Origin of the sequence: Mariniphaga anaerophila (assembly GCF_900129025.1) — a bacterium.
GTDB lineage: Bacteria > Bacteroidota > Bacteroidia > Bacteroidales > Prolixibacteraceae > Mariniphaga > Mariniphaga anaerophila.
Genome location: NZ_FQUM01000004.1, coordinates 16078 through 32248, shown reverse-complemented (window position 1 = coordinate 32248; position 16171 = coordinate 16078). Strand labels below are relative to the sequence as shown.

Genomic DNA, 16171 nt, shown 5'->3' with positions numbered 1-16171 from the left:
ATATATCTTTACAAAAAAATAATAAAGCCTGTTTTGGGAAACCGAGACAGGCTTTTTTGTTGGCGGACTTCCGGAGTACCAGTGCTTATTTGTGGAGGATGCAAATGAACTGCTTTTATTTTGATGAGGTTTTTGCATACAACCTGTTGAATGGAGAACAATTCAATTTTTGTTTCTGAAGGTTTTAGCTTTTATTTGCATACACCATGTTAAATCCGACAAAATGAAAAACTTGTTTTTGCTGATTTTGATCGCCGGAATTTCGGCGTGTGTTTCCCGTACTGATGAGAATGAAGAACTGAGGAAGCAGATTCTTTCCAATGAGTATTTCCCGTTTGTGAAAGAAAAAGCGCTTGAAATTGTGCAAACGGGATTTAATGCAGGCGACGGGTACGGAGAAGTCTGGATTCGCGATTACAATACTTTTATAGAGCTCTCGGCTGAAGTTTTTAATCTGGAGGTGCTGCGGGAAAACCTGCTGGTGTTTTTCAGAATGCAGGGAAACGATGGCAACATCATAGATGGATTTATTCCGGCAGACAAAGCAGGCAGTGGATACGATTATATTTTTTCAGATTTGGAACCGCGCTATGCCGGACATAAAAATACCGTGGAAACCGATCAGGAATCGTCGCTGATTCAGACGGTTTATAAATATGTGCAGGCCACCGGCGATAATTCTATATTAGAGAAAAGGGTAGGAGATAAAACAGTGGCCGTTCGAATGGAATGGGCAATGGATTTTTTGATGGAACACCGCTTCCAAAAAGAATACGGGTTGCTGTGGGGTGCCACTACCGCCGACTGGGGTGATGTACAGCCTGAGCACGACTGGGGTGTTTACCTGAATGAACACACGCATTATGCGATTGATATCTACGATAATGCTATGTTTTTGGTTGCCCTCGATAACCTGATGGAGCTTCTTCCCGAAAAAAAGGGAAAGTGGCAGCAGGTACACCGGCAGGTTTCAGAAAATTGCAGGAAGCATCTTTGGGATGAAACCCGTCAGAAATTCATTCCGCACATTTACCTCAATGGTTCTCCTTTTCCGGAAGACTTTAATGAGGACGAAATTTTTTATCATGGAGGAACAACCATCGCCATTGAAGCAGGATTGCTTTCGAAAGACGAGATTAAAGCTTCTGTCGAAAAAATGAAGGAAAACGTAAAAGCATCAGGAGCTGCCTCCATCGGACTAACCATGTACCCGCCTTATCCCGAAGGCTTCTTCAAAAATGAAATTATGTACCCGTACGGATATCAAAATGGCGGCGATTGGACCTGGTTTGGCGGCCGCACCATTCAGCAGCTCATTAAAAACGGATTTATCGAAGAAGCATACGAACTAATGCAGCCCATGGTAAAGCGTGTGAAGGAAAATGATGGCTTTTATGAATGGTACACTGTTAATAACGAACCGAAGGGATCGGGTACATTCCGCGGCTCGGCAGGGGTGCTTGCCAAAGCAATTGAAATGTTTAGGGAGTGGGCACAAAATCAAAATTAGAAGGGACGGAGTAAAAATAAATCACGATATTTGATTTCATTTTTAACAATAACAAACTAAAACTAATGAAAACCCAATTAATTTTAATTTTTACGATAGGTATTATGGTGGTAGCATGTAATTCCAAGTCAGGAAAAAATCCGGACGGATGGAGCGATAAAGAACTTGGCGAATGGTTTGGTAAAGGTGAGTGGAAACAGGGATGGAGCGCCAGTCCGGATGAGTCGGTGAACCAGAAAGAGTTTGCCCGTTTGTACTTTGAAAACCAGGAACGCTGGGATAAAGCATTTCGGTTTTTGAGTGAGCAAAACCTGGCAGAGTTGGATAAAGGACGGTATGAACTGGAAGGCGCTGATTTATTTGTAAATGTTGACGAATATGTTTCCAGAAATGAGGAAGATGTTTTGTTTGAGGCGCATAAAAAATACGCAGATATTCAGTACCTCGTTTCCGGGCAGGAAAAAATTGGCGTTTTGCCATTGGATAAAACAACCGTTGTAACACCCTACGACGACGAAAAAGACATTATGTTTTTAACTGCAGATGACGAGAACTACCGGATTGCTAAGCCCGGGGTGTTTTTTCTGTTTTTCCCTGATGATGCACACCGTCCTACGGTAAAAGCCGGCGATAATGAAACCATCAGGAAGATTGTGGTGAAAGTCAGAATTAACTAAACTGTAGCAATGAATCCCGACCATTTTTACTGGATTAATCCACCCCGAAAATATGAGTTAAATGAAGGGATTCTGACCGTTCAGACCGATTCTGAAACAGATTTTTGGCAACGCACATATTACGAATTTAGCAATTCCAATGCTCCGGCGTGGCTGACAAAAATTACAGGCGATTTTACGTTCAGCGTAAAAACTGCGTTTAACACCCGAAATCGTTACGACCAGTGTGGTGTGCTGCTTTATATCGATGACGAAAACTGGGTGAAAGTTTCAATAGAGCACGAGAATGAACAGTTTGCGCGGCTGGGGTCGGTTGTTACCAATCTGGGATTTTCGGATTGGGCGACCACCGACATCCCGTTTCCTGTGCATAAAATGAATTATCGGCTCAGCCTTAGAGGACAGGATATTTTAGTGGAAAATGCCGCACAGAGTGAAGCGTTTAGGCAAATGCGAATTGCGCATCTGCACAAATCGGTTCAGAATGCCGGAGTTGGTATTTATGCCTGCAGCCCTCTGGACTCAAGTTTCGAAGCTGCTTTTTCTAATTTTAAAATGGGGCCGTGCGCCTGGGTGGAGCATTGATAAACACTGGTTTTTTGTGTGCCTAAAAACAGCCTTCTGCAGAAAAGGGTGGAGGAGTGCTATTCGAATGAGAAATTGATGGTGCGAAAGATCAGGCAGAGGCCAGTTCTTTGGAATCAGAAGAAATTTCACAAACTGTGCTTTTCTCCTGGTCATCGATATGTTCCAGCATTTTTTTTGCCTTTTCGTTGAGCAATATAGATGCCTGGCCAAGCGATGTAAAATTTCGATATATTTTCAGAATTTTGATTTTAGGATCCGGCTTGTCTACCATTTCGTTGTATACAGGAGTGTTTTTTCTGCTGCTGTTTAGCGGAATCAACCTGTTTTTTTCGTAATCAAACGAAAACTCTTTATGCTCTGCCAACACATACTCAACGTCGGTTCTGTTGTATTTAACACCGTAAAATCGGGAGAAAATCAGATAGACTTTCCCGTCTGGCAAGCCGTAAAACTGGACCGGAAGTTTGGTTGGAAGAAATGTCATGTTTGCCTGGTGGATTAACTTGACAAAAGTTTCCATAAATTAAAAGCTAAGATTTATCAACACTCCTTTCTGTAATTCGGCTTCAAGGTAGTAAAAATTTTTTTTAGGAAATAAAAAATGAGGATGAAATTCAGGAGATTACCACTTTCTTTTTGATAGCTACAAAAGCCTTTTACCCCTTCAGCGTTTTTAAGTATCAGTGTTATGTTCTGTAAGAAACACAGTCCCGGAAAAATCAGGAGGAACCTGTTTCCCGGGACTGTGTTTCTTTGTCGGAAATTTTCAGAACGATATTAGTTATCAGCAATTAATTCCGGTCATCCAACGAGATGTAGTTTTGCAACGGAAAAACATTTTTGTAGGCCGGACGAATAATTCTTCCTGACCCGAAAGTGAGTTCTTCCAGACGGTGTGCACACCACCCCGAAATTCTTGACATCGCAAATAACGGCGTGTATAATGGTTCTTTTATGCCAATGCAGTTGTAAACAAATCCGGAATAGAAATCGACGTTGGCACATACACGTTTGGCTACTTTGTCACCCTTGTAATCATAAAAAATCTGGGGTGCAAGGTTTTCTATCATTTCGTACAGCTCGTATTCTTCAAGCCGTCCTTTTTCCTTTGCCAGTTCCCGGGCCTGCTTTTTCAACAGTTTTGCTCTCGGGTCTGAAATGGTGTAAACAGCATGCCCGATACCGTAAATTTTTCCGGATAAATCGTTGGCCTGTTTATTCAGTATTTTAATGAGGTAATCGGAAACCTCTTGTTTGTCGTCCCAGTGTTTCACATTCTTTTTTATGTTGTCCATCATGCACAGCACTTTGTGGTTGGCTCCACCGTGCAATGGCCCTTTAAGGGAGCCCAGCGCCGACGCAACTGCCGAATAGGTGTCGGTGTGGGTTGAACTGGTAACCCTGATGGTAAATGTTGAGTTGTTACCGCCACCGTGCTCAGCGTGCAGAATGAGCGCGAGGTCGAGAATGTCGGCTTCCAGACGGGTGTATTTTCCTTCCCCTTTCATCATCATCAGAAAATTTTCTGCCGTGCTTAAGTCAGGGTTGGGATGGCGTATTGATAATGTTTTGTTCTGGTAAAAATGGCGCATGGAATGGTACGAGTACGCAATAATGGTAGGGAATTTTGCGATCAGGTTCAGCGACTGATCAACCAGGTTTCCGGTAGAAATGTCTTCTGCGTTATCGTCAAGGGTGTATAATGCTAGAACAGTTCTGGCCAGAATATTCATGATGTTTTCACCCTTGTTGGCGAGTATCATGCTGTTTGTGAATCCATCCGGAAGTTTACGCAGTGCACCCATGTATTCCATAAAACTGCCCAACTCATTTCCCGAGGGTAATTTCCCGGACAGCAGCAGGTAGGTCACCTCGTCAAATCCGTGGCGCTTCTGTTCTGTTGCCCCATTCACCAGCTCTTCCACGTCAATTCCCCGGTAAAAAAGTTTTCCTTCGGTGGGAACTAATACATCTCCTTCCTTTTTGTACCCCACAACATCGCCGATATTGGTGAGGCCAACCAAAACCCCAGAGTGGTCTGCATTACGTAGGCCGCGTTTTACATTAAACTTTTCAAAAAGGGTAGGGTCTATCTTTGAAGCTTTCTCAACTGATTCGGATAAATTCTTCACAACTGATGGTATTCCTGACTTGCTCATAATAAATTTTTGATGGTTATCCGGTTCAAAATTACTTTTAAAATGGCCGTTCTGATTTAAAATAGAAAGAAATTAACGCACATATGTGAAGATTTAATATATATGACAAAAGTCATGAAGCGAAAAAGCATTTCACACGGAAAACTGCAATGGAGGCGACTGGCTTTGTGTCTGTGTAGAAATACAGCTCCCGGTATTTGGCAATCTGTTGAGGAGTTGGAATCGTAATTTAACAAAAGAAATTTTAGAGTAACTTTTTGCGCAGGCCTGCCTTCTGTTGTTTATTGGCTCTACATTTTATTTTTTGTTTAGGATATAACCAAGCCTGATGCCGGGAATAATGTTGGTGAAATCCACTTTGTCGACATTCTGCATGAGTACCGCATAACGTATGTTAAAGTCGAAAGCAACCCTGCTCCCGAATGTCTTTCTGAATCCCCATCCCGCATAAACTCCCGATAAAACTTCGTTTAGCCCTTCGTTATTAACTGTTTGTACTTTTATTCCGGGAGTCATAATTTCGGCGCCTGCAAAAAAATACCCCGAACTGTTATTGATTGTTTTCTTCCCTTTTTCCTGGCGTTTCAATATTCGATAATACCACCGGTAATAAATTTCTGCTGTCGGGATGAACTCAAAATACCTGGTTTTTGTCTGTGTGTGGTTGTCGTATAGACTATAATACCTGGAGTTGCCATACTCCAAAAAGGTATTTAATCCTGCGCGATATCCCCATGTGGTTTGCGGAGAGACCCGAAACTCCTGCTCGAACGAAGGGTACAGAGCATTTATTTTTGTGATTTTCGTCTCCACTCCGTTCTGGGCACTTTGACTTACTGCCGTATATGAAAAGATGCAGACAGCAACGATTATTAGTAGCGATTTCATAGTTGTCGAATATAATTTTGTTTAAAGAACTTATTTTTTCTTATTAAAGTATACATACTTTGGAATTTAGAACGATTTATTATGAATTTCGTAATTTTTGTCGAAAGAGAACAGACTATCTGTCGTTTCAAAAATCGTCGTTTATCTGTGTCGCATCAACCTTTGTAAATAATTTGTTTTGTTAAACAGATCTGAGTTTCGGTTAATTGGAAGCAATCAGCAATTGAACGTTGAAATAGCGAATAATGCCAAAGAGGAGCATTTTTCTACGTAAAGCAATGATTGGCTATCGTCTTGAATATACTTATTTTTGCAGCACACCGGCTCATGGGGTTTAGAACTGTTGCAGACTCTACTTCTGTAAACGTTTATTGAAACTAGTCGTCTTCCCGGTGTGTTTGCGAAGTGTAAGTCCTGACCAGGCGTTGTACTAAAGAATGTTTGATATGAGTGCAGAGAAAATAGAACAGTTGAAAAAGTCGCTGAAGAAAAACCGTATAGAGTTGATGTGTTTTTGTTCCACCGGGCAGCTGGCAGATTTTATATCTGATGTTCTAAAGCCGGGAGGCACTGTAGGTGTAGGTGATTCAAAAACGCTTGAGCAATTAGGAGTTTATTCACTTCTGAGAAATAGTGATATTCGGTTTCTCGACAAGTACAAAACAGACATTACAAAGGATGAAAAGGAAAAACTTTACCGGGACAATTTTTTTGCAGATATTTTTTTTAGTGGAGTAAATGCGCTTTCCCTCGAAGGAAAAATTTTTAATTTGGATGGTAATGGTAGCAGGGTAGCGCCAATAATATTCGGCCCTAAACGCGTGTTTCTTGTTTGTAGCACCAACAAAATTGTGGAGAATGACGTGGCGGCAATCGAACGCATTAAAAATATTGCAGCACCGATTGATGCGCGGCGGCTAAACAAAAAAACGCCTTGTGTGAAAACCGGTCGTTGCATGGATTGTAAATCGTCGGAGAAAATTTGTAATTATTACACAGTAATTCAGGGGCAGTTCGATGCTCAGCGTATAAAAGTGCTTTTGGTTGAAGGTAACTACGGTTTTTGAAATAATGTTCATCTTGAAATGAGAAAAATCTGAGGCAGCCTGTTTTGAAACAACGGTCTGTTTTTTGGAGGAGCAGAAATGCCCAACAAAAAATATCGGCAAAGCTGCATTAAATAACCGAAAGGTTAAATATGCACTTTTGAATTTGAATTTTTTTTTGTGGATAACATAAATGTTATTTTTGCGTTTAGTCAAAAAGCTGTAAAAAACTTTAAACTATGTTTTCAGGAAAAAGTAAACTTCTTGTTTTGTTCCTTTCCTTTTTGTTCGCCTACGGCAATCCTGCATTGTCTCAGAGCCTGAACAGGGAAGAGGACAATACCCGGTCACTCGAAATGGGAATACAAATACTCGAAAGGTATTTTGGGCAGGATAAAACCTGGCATATTTCACATCCGGAGACAGGAGAAAAGGTGAAGGGATTAATTCATTTTATTGAAAAGGAACCCCTCGATTCCATATTGAGTTCATTGGATGAATCACTCAGAGACAGTTCGCATACGTTTGTCTTCCGGTTGCCGGAGGATGTTCCCGACAGCCTCTCTGTTCCGGGATATTTACCCGAGGGCGAAGTTCAAAAAAGGCTCCAAACAGTAGATGCTCATCTCAAAAATAAATTTTTTAGCGAAGAGATTACCGTGCCTGTTGACCTGATTATGGGTATTGAAGAGAAAGCCGGCGCAATTCCTCCGGGTGAAGGTGCGCGTTTGATGGAACAGGGTGTTTTTCAGTTGCCCGACAGCCTGCAGTTGCCCGATGTAATTCCTGATTCGCTGATGCAGTCGCCAACCGATTTCAGGCGGTTTTTGAAACTCGACAGCCTAAAACAAAGCTTAATTGAACAACAACGGATGGCTTACAACGATTCGGTGGTGAATGTTTACCGCGATTCTATTGTTCAGGATTACCGGAACAGACGCTATCAGGAAGAATTTGCCTGGCAGAAACAGCGCCTTGTCGATTCGGTCAATTTCAATAACTACCAGGTGTTGAGAATTTATAACGATGCAGTAATGGCAGCGGTGAACGATTCCATAGCGATGGTAGTTGGTGAGCTGGCTGAATATGCCGACTTTGTGGATACAACAAGGGTTTCAATGACTAACCTGTTGGGCGAAGAGTCATCAATTCTGCTTCGGAACTCCAGCCCTTATTTCTCGCGGGTGTGGCTGAAAAATGAACAAAACGATTCGTTGAGGCTGATGGTAAAAAGTGTGGATAAGCGTACGATGCAACTGCTTATTGATGATGGTGTGACATTCAGCCGGTTTAAACCGAGGGAAACAAAAGGGTTTGATTTCAGTACGCTGAACCGTGGTGTTTCGGGCCTGACAGGAGTGAAGGAAAAATACCAGGTGCTTACTCCGTGGAGGATTGGGGGCGACGGCTCGGTGGGATTTACGCAAACCTACCTCGAAAATTGGAAAAAAGGCGGACAGAGCGCCCTTTCGCTTCAGATTATTTTGAAGGGGTACGCCAACTATGCGCGGCACGATGGAAAAGTAAAGTGGGAGAACTCGGGTGAGATACGCAACGGTTACATCAGACCCGGTGGAGAAGGAGCCGAAACACAGAAGAATGACGATAAGTTTGAAATAACTTCGCGTTTTGGTGTAAGCGCTTTTAAAAAGTGGTATTACAGTACTGAGTTTAACTTTGAAACACAGTTTTTCAACGGGTACAAATACCCCACGTCGGCTAATCCGGATCCTATTTCTGCTTTTATGGCGCCTGCCCGGACATTTTTTAAGCTGGGGCTCGACTATAAACCCAACAACAACTTTAGTTTGCTGCTTTCGCCACTTACCGCAAAAAATGTGTTTGTGAAAGATACGGTTAAAATTGACCAGACAAAATACGGAATCGACGAAGGCAAACGCAGCTACTGGGAGCCGGGGTTGAATACAGATATCTTCTGGCGAAAGAATATTACGCCCGAAATTACTTATGAAACCAAGTACAAAATGTTTATCAATTATCTCCACCCGTTTGGCAACCTGGATTTTAACTGGGAAAACCAGTTGGTAATGCAGTTGACCGACCACATTAACATGCGCATGCTGGTTCATTTTATATACGATGAAAAGGTGTTGTTTCCGGCGGAAGATGCCAACGGAAATCCTTTGGCTCCAAAGCCAAAGTTGCAAATCAGGGAGTTTATTACGGTTGGTTTTACTTACAAACTAAGTAAGCAGGTTACCCGCACCCGAAGAAAACATTAGAAGTATATTTCCTTTTGATAAAAAAAAAACCGGATAAGTCGAGTTGCGATTTATCCGGTTTTTTTGTGACGAAAAATTAGTCGGTTTACGATGTCTGGAAATGAAACTCAGTTGATTCTTTTTTGGTTGGATAACCTTGTTTCATTTATTCCTGTCTGTTTATTCCAATAATGATTTTTCCCAATTTTCGACACTTTCCGGATTTTCGCCTTTAAGCAATTTGGCAAAAGAGAGCAGAGCCTTTCGGGCATCGCCAATCGGATAGTAAAAAGCGTCCCAGTTGTCGCTGTCTTCGCCATCGTGGTTGGCTATAATGTGCCGGAAGTAATGTGCGTCCTGCAATTCGGAAAAAGCACTCGAAGCCCTTTTTTCAATATTTTCCAGGTCTTTTATTGAAAGCTCTCCTTTTTGTTTGCGCGTCCGGCGAAGCAGTTTTCTGCGCATCACATCGGTTGTAAAGTCCGATAACGAAACTGCCGGAGTTACCGACTTCAAAAAGGCAAGCTCTTCTCCGGAAAGGGGCGACATAAAAATGCTCAGGCGGTTGGTTCCTTCCAACAACGGATGCGTTAACAATGCTTTTCCCACAAACGGATTGCCTTCAAAAAGCACATCGCTCTGCTTTAGGTTCTCTGCAAGTTCCCGGAGGTCGAGTGCCTGTAAATCGCCACGAACATCCATTACTATAAAGTGGTCGAGGTTTCTCATTTGTTCAATTTCTGTCCGGGGACGGAAATGGTAGTCTTTGCCGTTGGTTTCACCCGGACGGGCAGCCCGGCTGTTGTACAGTACTAATGGCCGCATGCCCCGGTGCAGTTCCGGGTAAAATTTTGCCAGTGCTTTTGCCAGCGGGCTTTTCCCGACACACGAAGGCCCTGAAAAAACGACCAGGCGATGTTTTTGAGTATTCATAAATAAAATATTATTGTAGCAGTTGCTGTTTTTTACTAATGCAATTTCACACGGGGCTGGCTTTTCAGAATCGGATAGAAATGCTATTCAACTCTGTCTGATAATTTCGCCAATTGTAGAATTATATCCCCGAGTCTTTCCTTCTTATTTTTATGTGCATGGCACCACGCAACGGTTTTTCCGAAACCAGAATAAGATAGCCGCCGCCACCGGCTCCTGCCAGTTTCCATGCCAGCGCTTCCGGCTTGTAGCTTTCAATTACTTTTTCAATTTCCGGATTTATCATTGCCGGGAAAAGCGTGGTTTGCGCGTTAAACGAATCGAGGTATGCCGAAGCAAACGCTTTTAAATCTTTTTTTAGGATGGCGTCCCATGCCTTTTCGGCAGCATCTGCCAGTTGTTTTACATTTTCGGTGTTGATGTTGGTATTGTCCAGCAAACTGAGGCCCTGCGGGCGAGGCCACAGCAGTACCATGTATATGTGCTGTTCCAGCCAGTCGAGGATATCGTTGTCGTGTACCGATTCAATTTTTTGTGGCCAGAATGCATTGTCGTAATAGTGGCGCACCAGTCCGGGCATGCAAATGCCGATGGAATCCTGTGCTCCTGAAATGATTTGCGACCCGGGATTATTTTCAAACTTAAACAGCATTTCTGCCAGTTTTTCGGGTTTCCCAAGCGGCAGGCTGTGTGGCCATATTTTTTTTGCGGCATTTCGGGTCGAAGTGCTCATGCCACACCTTTCGTTGTATTCGATAACCGGTTCCAGCGACAGAGTAATTGCCCACCCCGGATAATATTTTGAAACGTAAGGCTGGTCAATCCATGTGCCGGCCAAATCGATGCGGTAGGGGAGTGCACAAACTCCCGAGCTTCTGATTGAAGTGGTGGAGCGAGCCGGCAGTCCGGCATCGGGAATGCGTTCCAATACTTTAAGCTCAATGCCCAGCTCCCGGCAAAGTGTTTTTTTTGCCGGAGAATAGCCGTCTTCGTTTACCACGAAAACATCGGGCCGTAGCTGCCGCAGGTCTGCTTCAAAATCCATTATGCCGTGTCCCGAATTGATAAAAGCGTCTGTTACGTAACGTACTGCTTTTACCATGTACAGGCGTTCCTGCTCACTGTTTATTGTCGGGCGCCCTTTCAGTTCTTCAATGGTGTTGTCGGAGCCGATTCCCACATATAAATTGCCGTACTGCGCCGCTTCTTTAAAAAAAGCGACATGGCCGCTGTGTAGCAGGTCGAAACAGCCGGAAACAAATACTCGTTTGCTGTTCATAGTGTTCCTTCTTTATTTCAAAGATTACTCTTCATTTAAATTAAAATCTAAAGTACGAAATGGAATTAAAAACTGCGGATAAAAACTGTTTTTTCGTGTACTGCGTTGTTGTTGCATTTCTGTTACTGATTTTTTTCGTACAATTCCTGAATTTTGTTTGAACACAGTAAACTCATATTGGCTTTTATTTTTTCAATGTCCCAATCCCACCATTTCAATTTTAATAAGAGAGCAATTTCGTGGTCGGCAAACCTCTTTTTTATTGGCCGAGCCGGATTACCGCCAACAATTGTATAAGCGTCAACATTTTTTGTTACAATGGATGAGGTGGCGATAACAGCCCCATTGCCAATGTTTATGCCCGGCATAATTATCGCGTTTGCACCTATCCATACGTCGTTTCCGATAACCGTGTCGCCGGCTTTTTGATAGGCGTCTTCAGCGGAATCAAACCCCTGGTAAAAGAACGGGAAAGAACTTACCCAGTCGTGCCGGTGTCCCTGATTTCCAGCCATCATAAAAATGGCTCCGTCGGCGATGGAACAAAAACGGCCGATGCGCAACTTGTCCACATCATTGCGGTCGGGCATCAGGTACCTGGCGCAATCGTCAAAAGAGTGGCCGCTGTAATATCCTGAATAGTAGCTGTAGTCGCCCACAATAATATTCGGGTTGGTAGTTATCTCTTTCAATTGTTTTCCTTTAAACGGAGATTCAAAGAAGTTTTTGTTCATCAGTAACTTTTTTTATTTTAGCAAATAACAGTTGATAATATACTTAAATGTATAATTAATATTCTGACGCCCCCATAAAAATTTAAAAAATAGAGCAGGTGGTATAGCACGTACAGTTAATAATTAAAAACCTGTTTGATTTTATGAGTTGGATTGATATTGCGATTTTTTGTTCCTATCTTTTTGTGATGCTTGGTGTTGGCTTCTACTTTATGAAGAAGAACAGCAGTACAGACGATTATTATGTTGGCGGAAGAAAGTTAAGTAGTGTACACATAGGCCTGTCTGTTGTGGCAACTGATGTTGGAGGAGGGTTTTCAATAGGCCTGGGAGGTTTAGGTTTTATTATGGGACTTTCGGGAAGTTGGCTGTTATTTACCGGATTAGTAGGGGCGTGGTTAAGCGGAGTTCTTCTTATTCCCAAAGTATATGATTTGGCACGAAGGAAAGGGTTTCTCTCTTTTCCCCAGTTTTTGGAGCATACTTTCAATAAACGTGTTGCAATTGTGGCCGGAATTATATCAGCCATCGGCTATACCGGGTTCACAAGTTCTCAGCTTCTTGCGGGGGCCAAACTGGCATCGTCAACTTTTGCTGCTTTATCGGTAAATCAGGCGCTGCTGATTATGGGAGTAGTGGCAATTGTATATACGGTGTTGGGAGGGTTAAAAGCTGTAATTTATACTGATACGGTTCAGTGGATAGTCTTAATGACAGGATTAATATTTGTGGGACTACCGTTTGCTTATATAAATATTGGCGGATATGAAACCATTAAAACTACGCTCGCACCTTCGTTCTTTAGTCTTACTTCAATATCGTGGCAGCAAATGGTAAACTGGATGTTTACAATTATTCCAATTTGGTTTATCGGGATGACACTGTACCAGCGGATTTATGCTGCAAAAAGTGCGAAAACAGCAAAACGAGGCTGGTTTATTGCCGGCCTGTTTGAATATCCGGTAATGGCATTTGTAGGCGTTATACTTGGGATGTTTGCCAGAGTAGCGGTAGAGAACGGTCAACTCCCCGGATTTTCGATGGCTAATATTGATGCAGAAATGGGATTGCCGTTATTGCTGAAAAATGTTCTCCCGATAGGTTTCTTAGGAATTGTATTGTCTGCCTATTTTTCAGCAATAATGTCAACAGCAGATAGTTGTTTAATGGCAGCATCAGGGAACATGCTTATTGATGTTTTTAAAAAGCGGGGACTTCGTCAGTCGCAGTTGCTTACTTTTGTTATTGGAGTTTTAGCATTGATAATTGCGTTAAAAATGACAAACGTGTTGGAGCTAATGCTCCACTCTTACGCTTTTATGGTGTCGGGTATGTTTATTCCGGTGTTAGTTGCGTTGTTTGCGAGAACCCCGAATTCAAAAGCTGCTTTTGCCTCGATGGTTGCAGGTGGCGTTACTACGCTGACTTTATTAGTTTCGAATGCAAGGTTACCGCTGGAACTTGATGCTAATATATTTGGTATTATGGCCTCGTTAATCGTTTATATGCTGGTTAGCTTTGTGTACAAAGCACCAACAAAAAATGCCGTCCTGTAAGGTTTTTCGTCGCCCTGTTTAATTTTTATGCGTCCCTGTAGGATTTTTACCCGTCCTGTTTGGTTTTTTTGGCCTCCCTGTATCACTTTTTGTTCGTCCTGCTAAAAAAAATCCGTCCCTGTTGAGCAGGAAGAGCTAATTTTCGTACAGGGAGCCATTTTCTGCTGCTGTTCCTGTTTTTCTCCGGTTATTGTGTAACTGTTAGTTTTCTTCCGGCTATTAACAGCCAAAAAATAAGTATTACTTCTCCAATAAACGTGAACATACTAATGCTAAGGTTGTAATCGGGAAGAAGTATTTTTCCCGCCCCGTCAATTATATAGCCCAGCCCGGCCAGCAGTATTAAAATACCCAAAATTTTGCGCATGTACCCGGCTTTTAACAGCAGGTATCCGAGCAGCAAGAGATGAAATCCAAAAATAATAAGGCCGAATTCCCATCCCTGATTGAAAGCCGTTATTGATAACATTGCCTGCGTTTGTAACTGGCTGTTGGTGAATGCAGACAAATAATCGGCTCCGCTTAAGAGTTGCAGAACATTAATAAGATGAGTAGCAGCAACTAAAAAGATTGTTGCATACACTACTCTCAACCATCCAGTGAGCAACGAGAGGCTTTTGTTTTGAGGTTTAAGAAAAATGTACAACGACCATGCTACAACGATGTCAAGAACTGCAACTGCCAGAAATAAAACTATGGCCATACGGAATGCTCCGATATTTGCCGTGATATTGTTTACCGTTTCTGCAGCATTGTCGGGGACAATCAGGATTTGAAGAATAGAGAAGTTTGCAACCGGGGCTAAAACGGCCATTAGCAAAAGCGAAACCCCTGCGATAACAGCAGCACTTTTCATTGAAATATCTGCGGCTTGACTTTGTGTTTTCATCGTATTAGCTTTATTCAACTTTTAAAATTATATGTTTGGCCATGGAATACAGTACGAACGACTCCGAAAATTTATTCCATCGATTGGGTCAACGGCTTTTATTTTTGCCTTACCCTCATGTAAATATATGAAACGAACATGAATTTCCGTCATTCAAAATTCACAAAAAGGAATGACTAACAATTATGTGGGTTACTGAATGTCCTCAAGTTTTTTGAACGTTCAGTAATTGGGTTTACTTATTAGTAGCGGCTGCATATGCAAATATGCACAACAATTAAGACTGCTTCATAATTCAAATTAACCTTATTCAAAGTCCCTGGTCTGAAAATTTGAACAGATAATTTTTAGTAGACTTTTGGGATTGAATTGTCCCCCCTGGCTGACGCCGGTAAGATTTTGCGTATTTACTTTAGCATTTTAATAAAGCTGACAATTTCTTCAGCCAGCCCCGGTTTTAGTGGCAGATCCGGGTTTCGGTATGTTGCCATGTTCTGCTGAATTTCTTCGCCCGCCTCTTTCAGAACATGGTTCATGTTCTCAACTATCAACAGCTCTGCGTCCGGTTTTGATGCCGAAAGTAATTTGGCATCTTCTTCTGAAACCTGTAAATCAGTTGTGCCTTGAATAATCAGAGCCGGAATTTTCAGCTTTCCAATTTCTGTGGTGGGGTCGTATTTTATCCACGAAATCATGTACGGTTGAACGCTGGGACGAAAAAGAGTTGCCAGCGCGGGATTTACGTTCGATACTGTTTTTCCGGCTTTCAGGCTGTCGAGTATTAAATTTGATTGTTGGAGTAACTGAGGTGGTAGTTGCTTTTGGAGTTGCTCCTGCAGAATTTTATCAGCCGGCTTTCCTGCTCCTGAAATTGAAATAAACCCTGCCACGTTTGTTTGTCCTGCAGCTATCATCCCGATTAACGAACCTTCGCTGTGCCCAAGCAGTACAATCGACGAAAAACGTTTATCTGATTTTAAAAGAGAAATCCAACTAACAACGTCGGTTACATAAGTTTCAAATCGTAATTCACTTTCGCCGGTCATTGCCTGCCGGCTTTCACCAATTCCCCGTTTGTCAAATCTTAACGAAGCAATACCGTTTTTTGCAAAATCGCGGGATAACATTTTGTAGGCATCGGTGTGGATGCCCAGCGACGAGTTGCAGTTTCTGTCGGTTGGGCCGGAGCCGGCAACAATAAGAACGACTTTAGAAACTTTTGAATGATTTGGGATTGTTAGCGTTCCATGAATATCTCCGGTTGAAGTTTTTAATACTATTTCAGAGGTCGTAAAAGCTGTGTCGAGCCCACCTTGTGCAGACAGCCCCAATGACAGAACGCTCAGCGCAATTAAGAAAATGAGGGTTTTCATGTTTCTGTTGTCAAAAATATTTGGATGCAATTGCTATCAGAATAATTCCAATAAGGGTTATATATGCGTACGGACTTGCAAAATTGAAAGTCCACCCCATCGCCGGATTCTGTTTCGGAACGATTAATCTGGGGTCTTTGCGATTGACGTAAAATATCCCTTTCCAATTGTTGGGGTTTTTGCCCATGGACTCGAGCATCTCCTTGTTTATTCTGGTTCTCATTTTTAGAGTTTTTGGTTTTTCAACTTAAGGAGAATAAAAGTAATAAATATAAGTTTGATGTTAGTTCTAAAAAGGGTGATGAATTATTTGTTTT

At 42.3% G+C, this 16171-nt stretch carries 15 protein-coding genes; 6 read left to right on the top strand and 9 right to left on the bottom strand.

The features are described from left to right. Positions 1 to 223 precede the first annotated feature (223 nt). The 3 genes from BUB08_RS08830 to BUB08_RS08820 all read left to right on the top strand — a co-directional run bounded on the left by BUB08_RS08830 (position 224) and on the right by BUB08_RS08820 (position 2772). Positions 224 to 1510: a glucosidase family protein gene (locus tag BUB08_RS08830; protein WP_073001646.1), complete on the top strand. Its 1287-nt coding sequence runs from the start codon at positions 224 to 226 to the stop codon at positions 1508 to 1510. A 65-nt stretch (positions 1511 to 1575) separates the two neighbouring features. Continuing rightward, on the top strand, positions 1576 to 2187 hold the full coding sequence (locus BUB08_RS08825) for a NanQ anomerase/TabA/YiaL family protein (protein WP_073000955.1): 612 nt from the start codon (positions 1576 to 1578) through the stop codon (positions 2185 to 2187). A 9-nt stretch (positions 2188 to 2196) separates the two neighbouring features. Next, positions 2197 to 2772, top strand: coding sequence for a DUF1349 domain-containing protein (locus tag BUB08_RS08820; RefSeq protein ID WP_073000953.1), 576 nt, complete (start codon positions 2197 to 2199; stop codon positions 2770 to 2772). Positions 2773 to 2863: 91 nt separating this feature from the next. Here BUB08_RS08820 and BUB08_RS08815 read toward each other — a convergent pair whose 3' ends face one another. From BUB08_RS08815 to BUB08_RS08805, 3 genes are all read right to left on the bottom strand, one after another. Beyond that, entirely contained in the window at positions 2864 to 3295 is a 432-nt protein-coding gene (locus BUB08_RS08815; protein ID WP_073000952.1) for a hypothetical protein, read from the bottom strand. Positions 3296 to 3566: 271 nt separating this feature from the next. Then, positions 3567 to 4934 (bottom strand): citrate synthase, encoded by a 1368-nt coding sequence (locus tag BUB08_RS08810; RefSeq protein ID WP_073000950.1) that lies wholly within the window; start codon positions 4932 to 4934, stop codon positions 3567 to 3569. Positions 4935 to 5231: 297 nt separating this feature from the next. Further along, positions 5232 to 5822 (bottom strand): hypothetical protein, encoded by a 591-nt coding sequence (locus BUB08_RS08805; RefSeq protein ID WP_139249657.1) that lies wholly within the window; start codon positions 5820 to 5822, stop codon positions 5232 to 5234. Between the two features lie 446 nt (positions 5823 to 6268). Here BUB08_RS08805 and BUB08_RS08800 point away from each other — a divergent pair, with 446 nt between their 5' ends. Together BUB08_RS08800 and BUB08_RS08795 are read left to right on the top strand one after the other, a co-directional pair. Next, a complete protein-coding gene (locus BUB08_RS08800) occupies positions 6269 to 6889 on the top strand; it encodes a lactate utilization protein (protein ID WP_175549979.1) in 621 nt (206 codons plus the stop codon). A gap of 218 nt (positions 6890 to 7107) precedes the next feature. Further along, the gene (locus BUB08_RS08795; RefSeq protein ID WP_073000944.1) at positions 7108 to 9111 is read left to right on the top strand and encodes a DUF3078 domain-containing protein; all 2004 of its coding nucleotides are present in this window, start codon (positions 7108 to 7110) and stop codon (positions 9109 to 9111) included. A 159-nt stretch (positions 9112 to 9270) separates the two neighbouring features. Here the strand turns inward: BUB08_RS08795 and BUB08_RS08790 are convergent, their stop codons facing one another. The 3 genes from BUB08_RS08790 to BUB08_RS08780 all read right to left on the bottom strand — a co-directional run bounded on the left by BUB08_RS08790 (position 9271) and on the right by BUB08_RS08780 (position 12036). Then, positions 9271 to 10023, bottom strand: a complete 753-nt coding sequence (locus BUB08_RS08790) for a hypothetical protein (RefSeq protein WP_073000942.1) — start codon at positions 10021 to 10023, stop codon at positions 9271 to 9273. Between the two features lie 121 nt (positions 10024 to 10144). Further along, complete coding sequence (locus tag BUB08_RS08785; RefSeq protein WP_073000940.1) at positions 10145 to 11302, bottom strand: adenylyltransferase/cytidyltransferase family protein; 1158 nt, start codon at positions 11300 to 11302, stop codon at positions 10145 to 10147. Positions 11303 to 11424: 122 nt separating this feature from the next. Continuing rightward, a complete protein-coding gene (locus BUB08_RS08780) occupies positions 11425 to 12036 on the bottom strand; it encodes a CatB-related O-acetyltransferase (RefSeq protein ID WP_073000938.1) in 612 nt (203 codons plus the stop codon). 143 nt (positions 12037 to 12179) lie between these two features. On the opposite strand from BUB08_RS08780, the gene BUB08_RS08775 reads away from it, so the two are divergent. Then, positions 12180 to 13592: a sodium:solute symporter family protein gene (locus BUB08_RS08775; RefSeq protein ID WP_073000937.1), complete on the top strand. Its 1413-nt coding sequence runs from the start codon at positions 12180 to 12182 to the stop codon at positions 13590 to 13592. 187 nt (positions 13593 to 13779) lie between these two features. Here BUB08_RS08775 and BUB08_RS08770 read toward each other — a convergent pair whose 3' ends face one another. From BUB08_RS08770 to BUB08_RS08760, 3 genes are all read right to left on the bottom strand, one after another. Further along, complete coding sequence (locus BUB08_RS08770) at positions 13780 to 14481, bottom strand: DUF4386 domain-containing protein (RefSeq protein ID WP_073000935.1); 702 nt, start codon at positions 14479 to 14481, stop codon at positions 13780 to 13782. Positions 14482 to 14888: 407 nt separating this feature from the next. Then, positions 14889 to 15854 carry an alpha/beta hydrolase gene (locus BUB08_RS08765; protein ID WP_073000934.1) on the bottom strand — a complete coding sequence of 322 codons (966 nt, stop codon included), beginning with the start codon at positions 15852 to 15854 and terminating at the stop codon, positions 14889 to 14891. Positions 15855 to 15864: 10 nt separating this feature from the next. Beyond that, positions 15865 to 16077 carry a DUF5808 domain-containing protein gene (locus BUB08_RS08760; RefSeq protein WP_083570668.1) on the bottom strand — a complete coding sequence of 71 codons (213 nt, stop codon included), beginning with the start codon at positions 16075 to 16077 and terminating at the stop codon, positions 15865 to 15867. Positions 16078 to 16171 lie beyond the last annotated feature (94 nt).

What these genes read in the sequence shown, in the direction of transcription:
- BUB08_RS08775 (WP_073000937.1), top strand. Translation starts at nt 12,180, where the DNA reads ATGAGTTGGATTGATATTGCGATTTTTTGTTCCTATCTTTTTGTGATG.
- BUB08_RS08795 (WP_073000944.1), top strand. Translation starts at nt 7,108, where the DNA reads ATGTTTTCAGGAAAAAGTAAACTTCTTGTTTTGTTCCTTTCCTTTTTG.
- BUB08_RS08820 (WP_073000953.1), top strand. Translation starts at nt 2,197, where the DNA reads ATGAATCCCGACCATTTTTACTGGATTAATCCACCCCGAAAATATGAG.
- BUB08_RS08805 (WP_139249657.1), bottom strand. Translation starts at nt 5,822, where the DNA reads ATGAAATCGCTACTAATAATCGTTGCTGTCTGCATCTTTTCATATACG.
- BUB08_RS08790 (WP_073000942.1), bottom strand. Translation starts at nt 10,023, where the DNA reads ATGAATACTCAAAAACATCGCCTGGTCGTTTTTTCAGGGCCTTCGTGT.
- BUB08_RS08815 (WP_073000952.1), bottom strand. Translation starts at nt 3,295, where the DNA reads ATGGAAACTTTTGTCAAGTTAATCCACCAGGCAAACATGACATTTCTT.
- BUB08_RS08760 (WP_083570668.1), bottom strand. Translation starts at nt 16,077, where the DNA reads ATGAGAACCAGAATAAACAAGGAGATGCTCGAGTCCATGGGCAAAAAC.
- BUB08_RS08800 (WP_175549979.1), top strand. Translation starts at nt 6,269, where the DNA reads ATGAGTGCAGAGAAAATAGAACAGTTGAAAAAGTCGCTGAAGAAAAAC.
- BUB08_RS08825 (WP_073000955.1), top strand. Translation starts at nt 1,576, where the DNA reads ATGAAAACCCAATTAATTTTAATTTTTACGATAGGTATTATGGTGGTA.
- BUB08_RS08765 (WP_073000934.1), bottom strand. Translation starts at nt 15,854, where the DNA reads ATGAAAACCCTCATTTTCTTAATTGCGCTGAGCGTTCTGTCATTGGGG.
- BUB08_RS08770 (WP_073000935.1), bottom strand. Translation starts at nt 14,481, where the DNA reads ATGAAAACACAAAGTCAAGCCGCAGATATTTCAATGAAAAGTGCTGCT.
- BUB08_RS08780 (WP_073000938.1), bottom strand. Translation starts at nt 12,036, where the DNA reads ATGAACAAAAACTTCTTTGAATCTCCGTTTAAAGGAAAACAATTGAAA.
- BUB08_RS08785 (WP_073000940.1), bottom strand. Translation starts at nt 11,302, where the DNA reads ATGAACAGCAAACGAGTATTTGTTTCCGGCTGTTTCGACCTGCTACAC.
- BUB08_RS08830 (WP_073001646.1), top strand. Translation starts at nt 224, where the DNA reads ATGAAAAACTTGTTTTTGCTGATTTTGATCGCCGGAATTTCGGCGTGT.
- BUB08_RS08810 (WP_073000950.1), bottom strand. Translation starts at nt 4,934, where the DNA reads ATGAGCAAGTCAGGAATACCATCAGTTGTGAAGAATTTATCCGAATCA.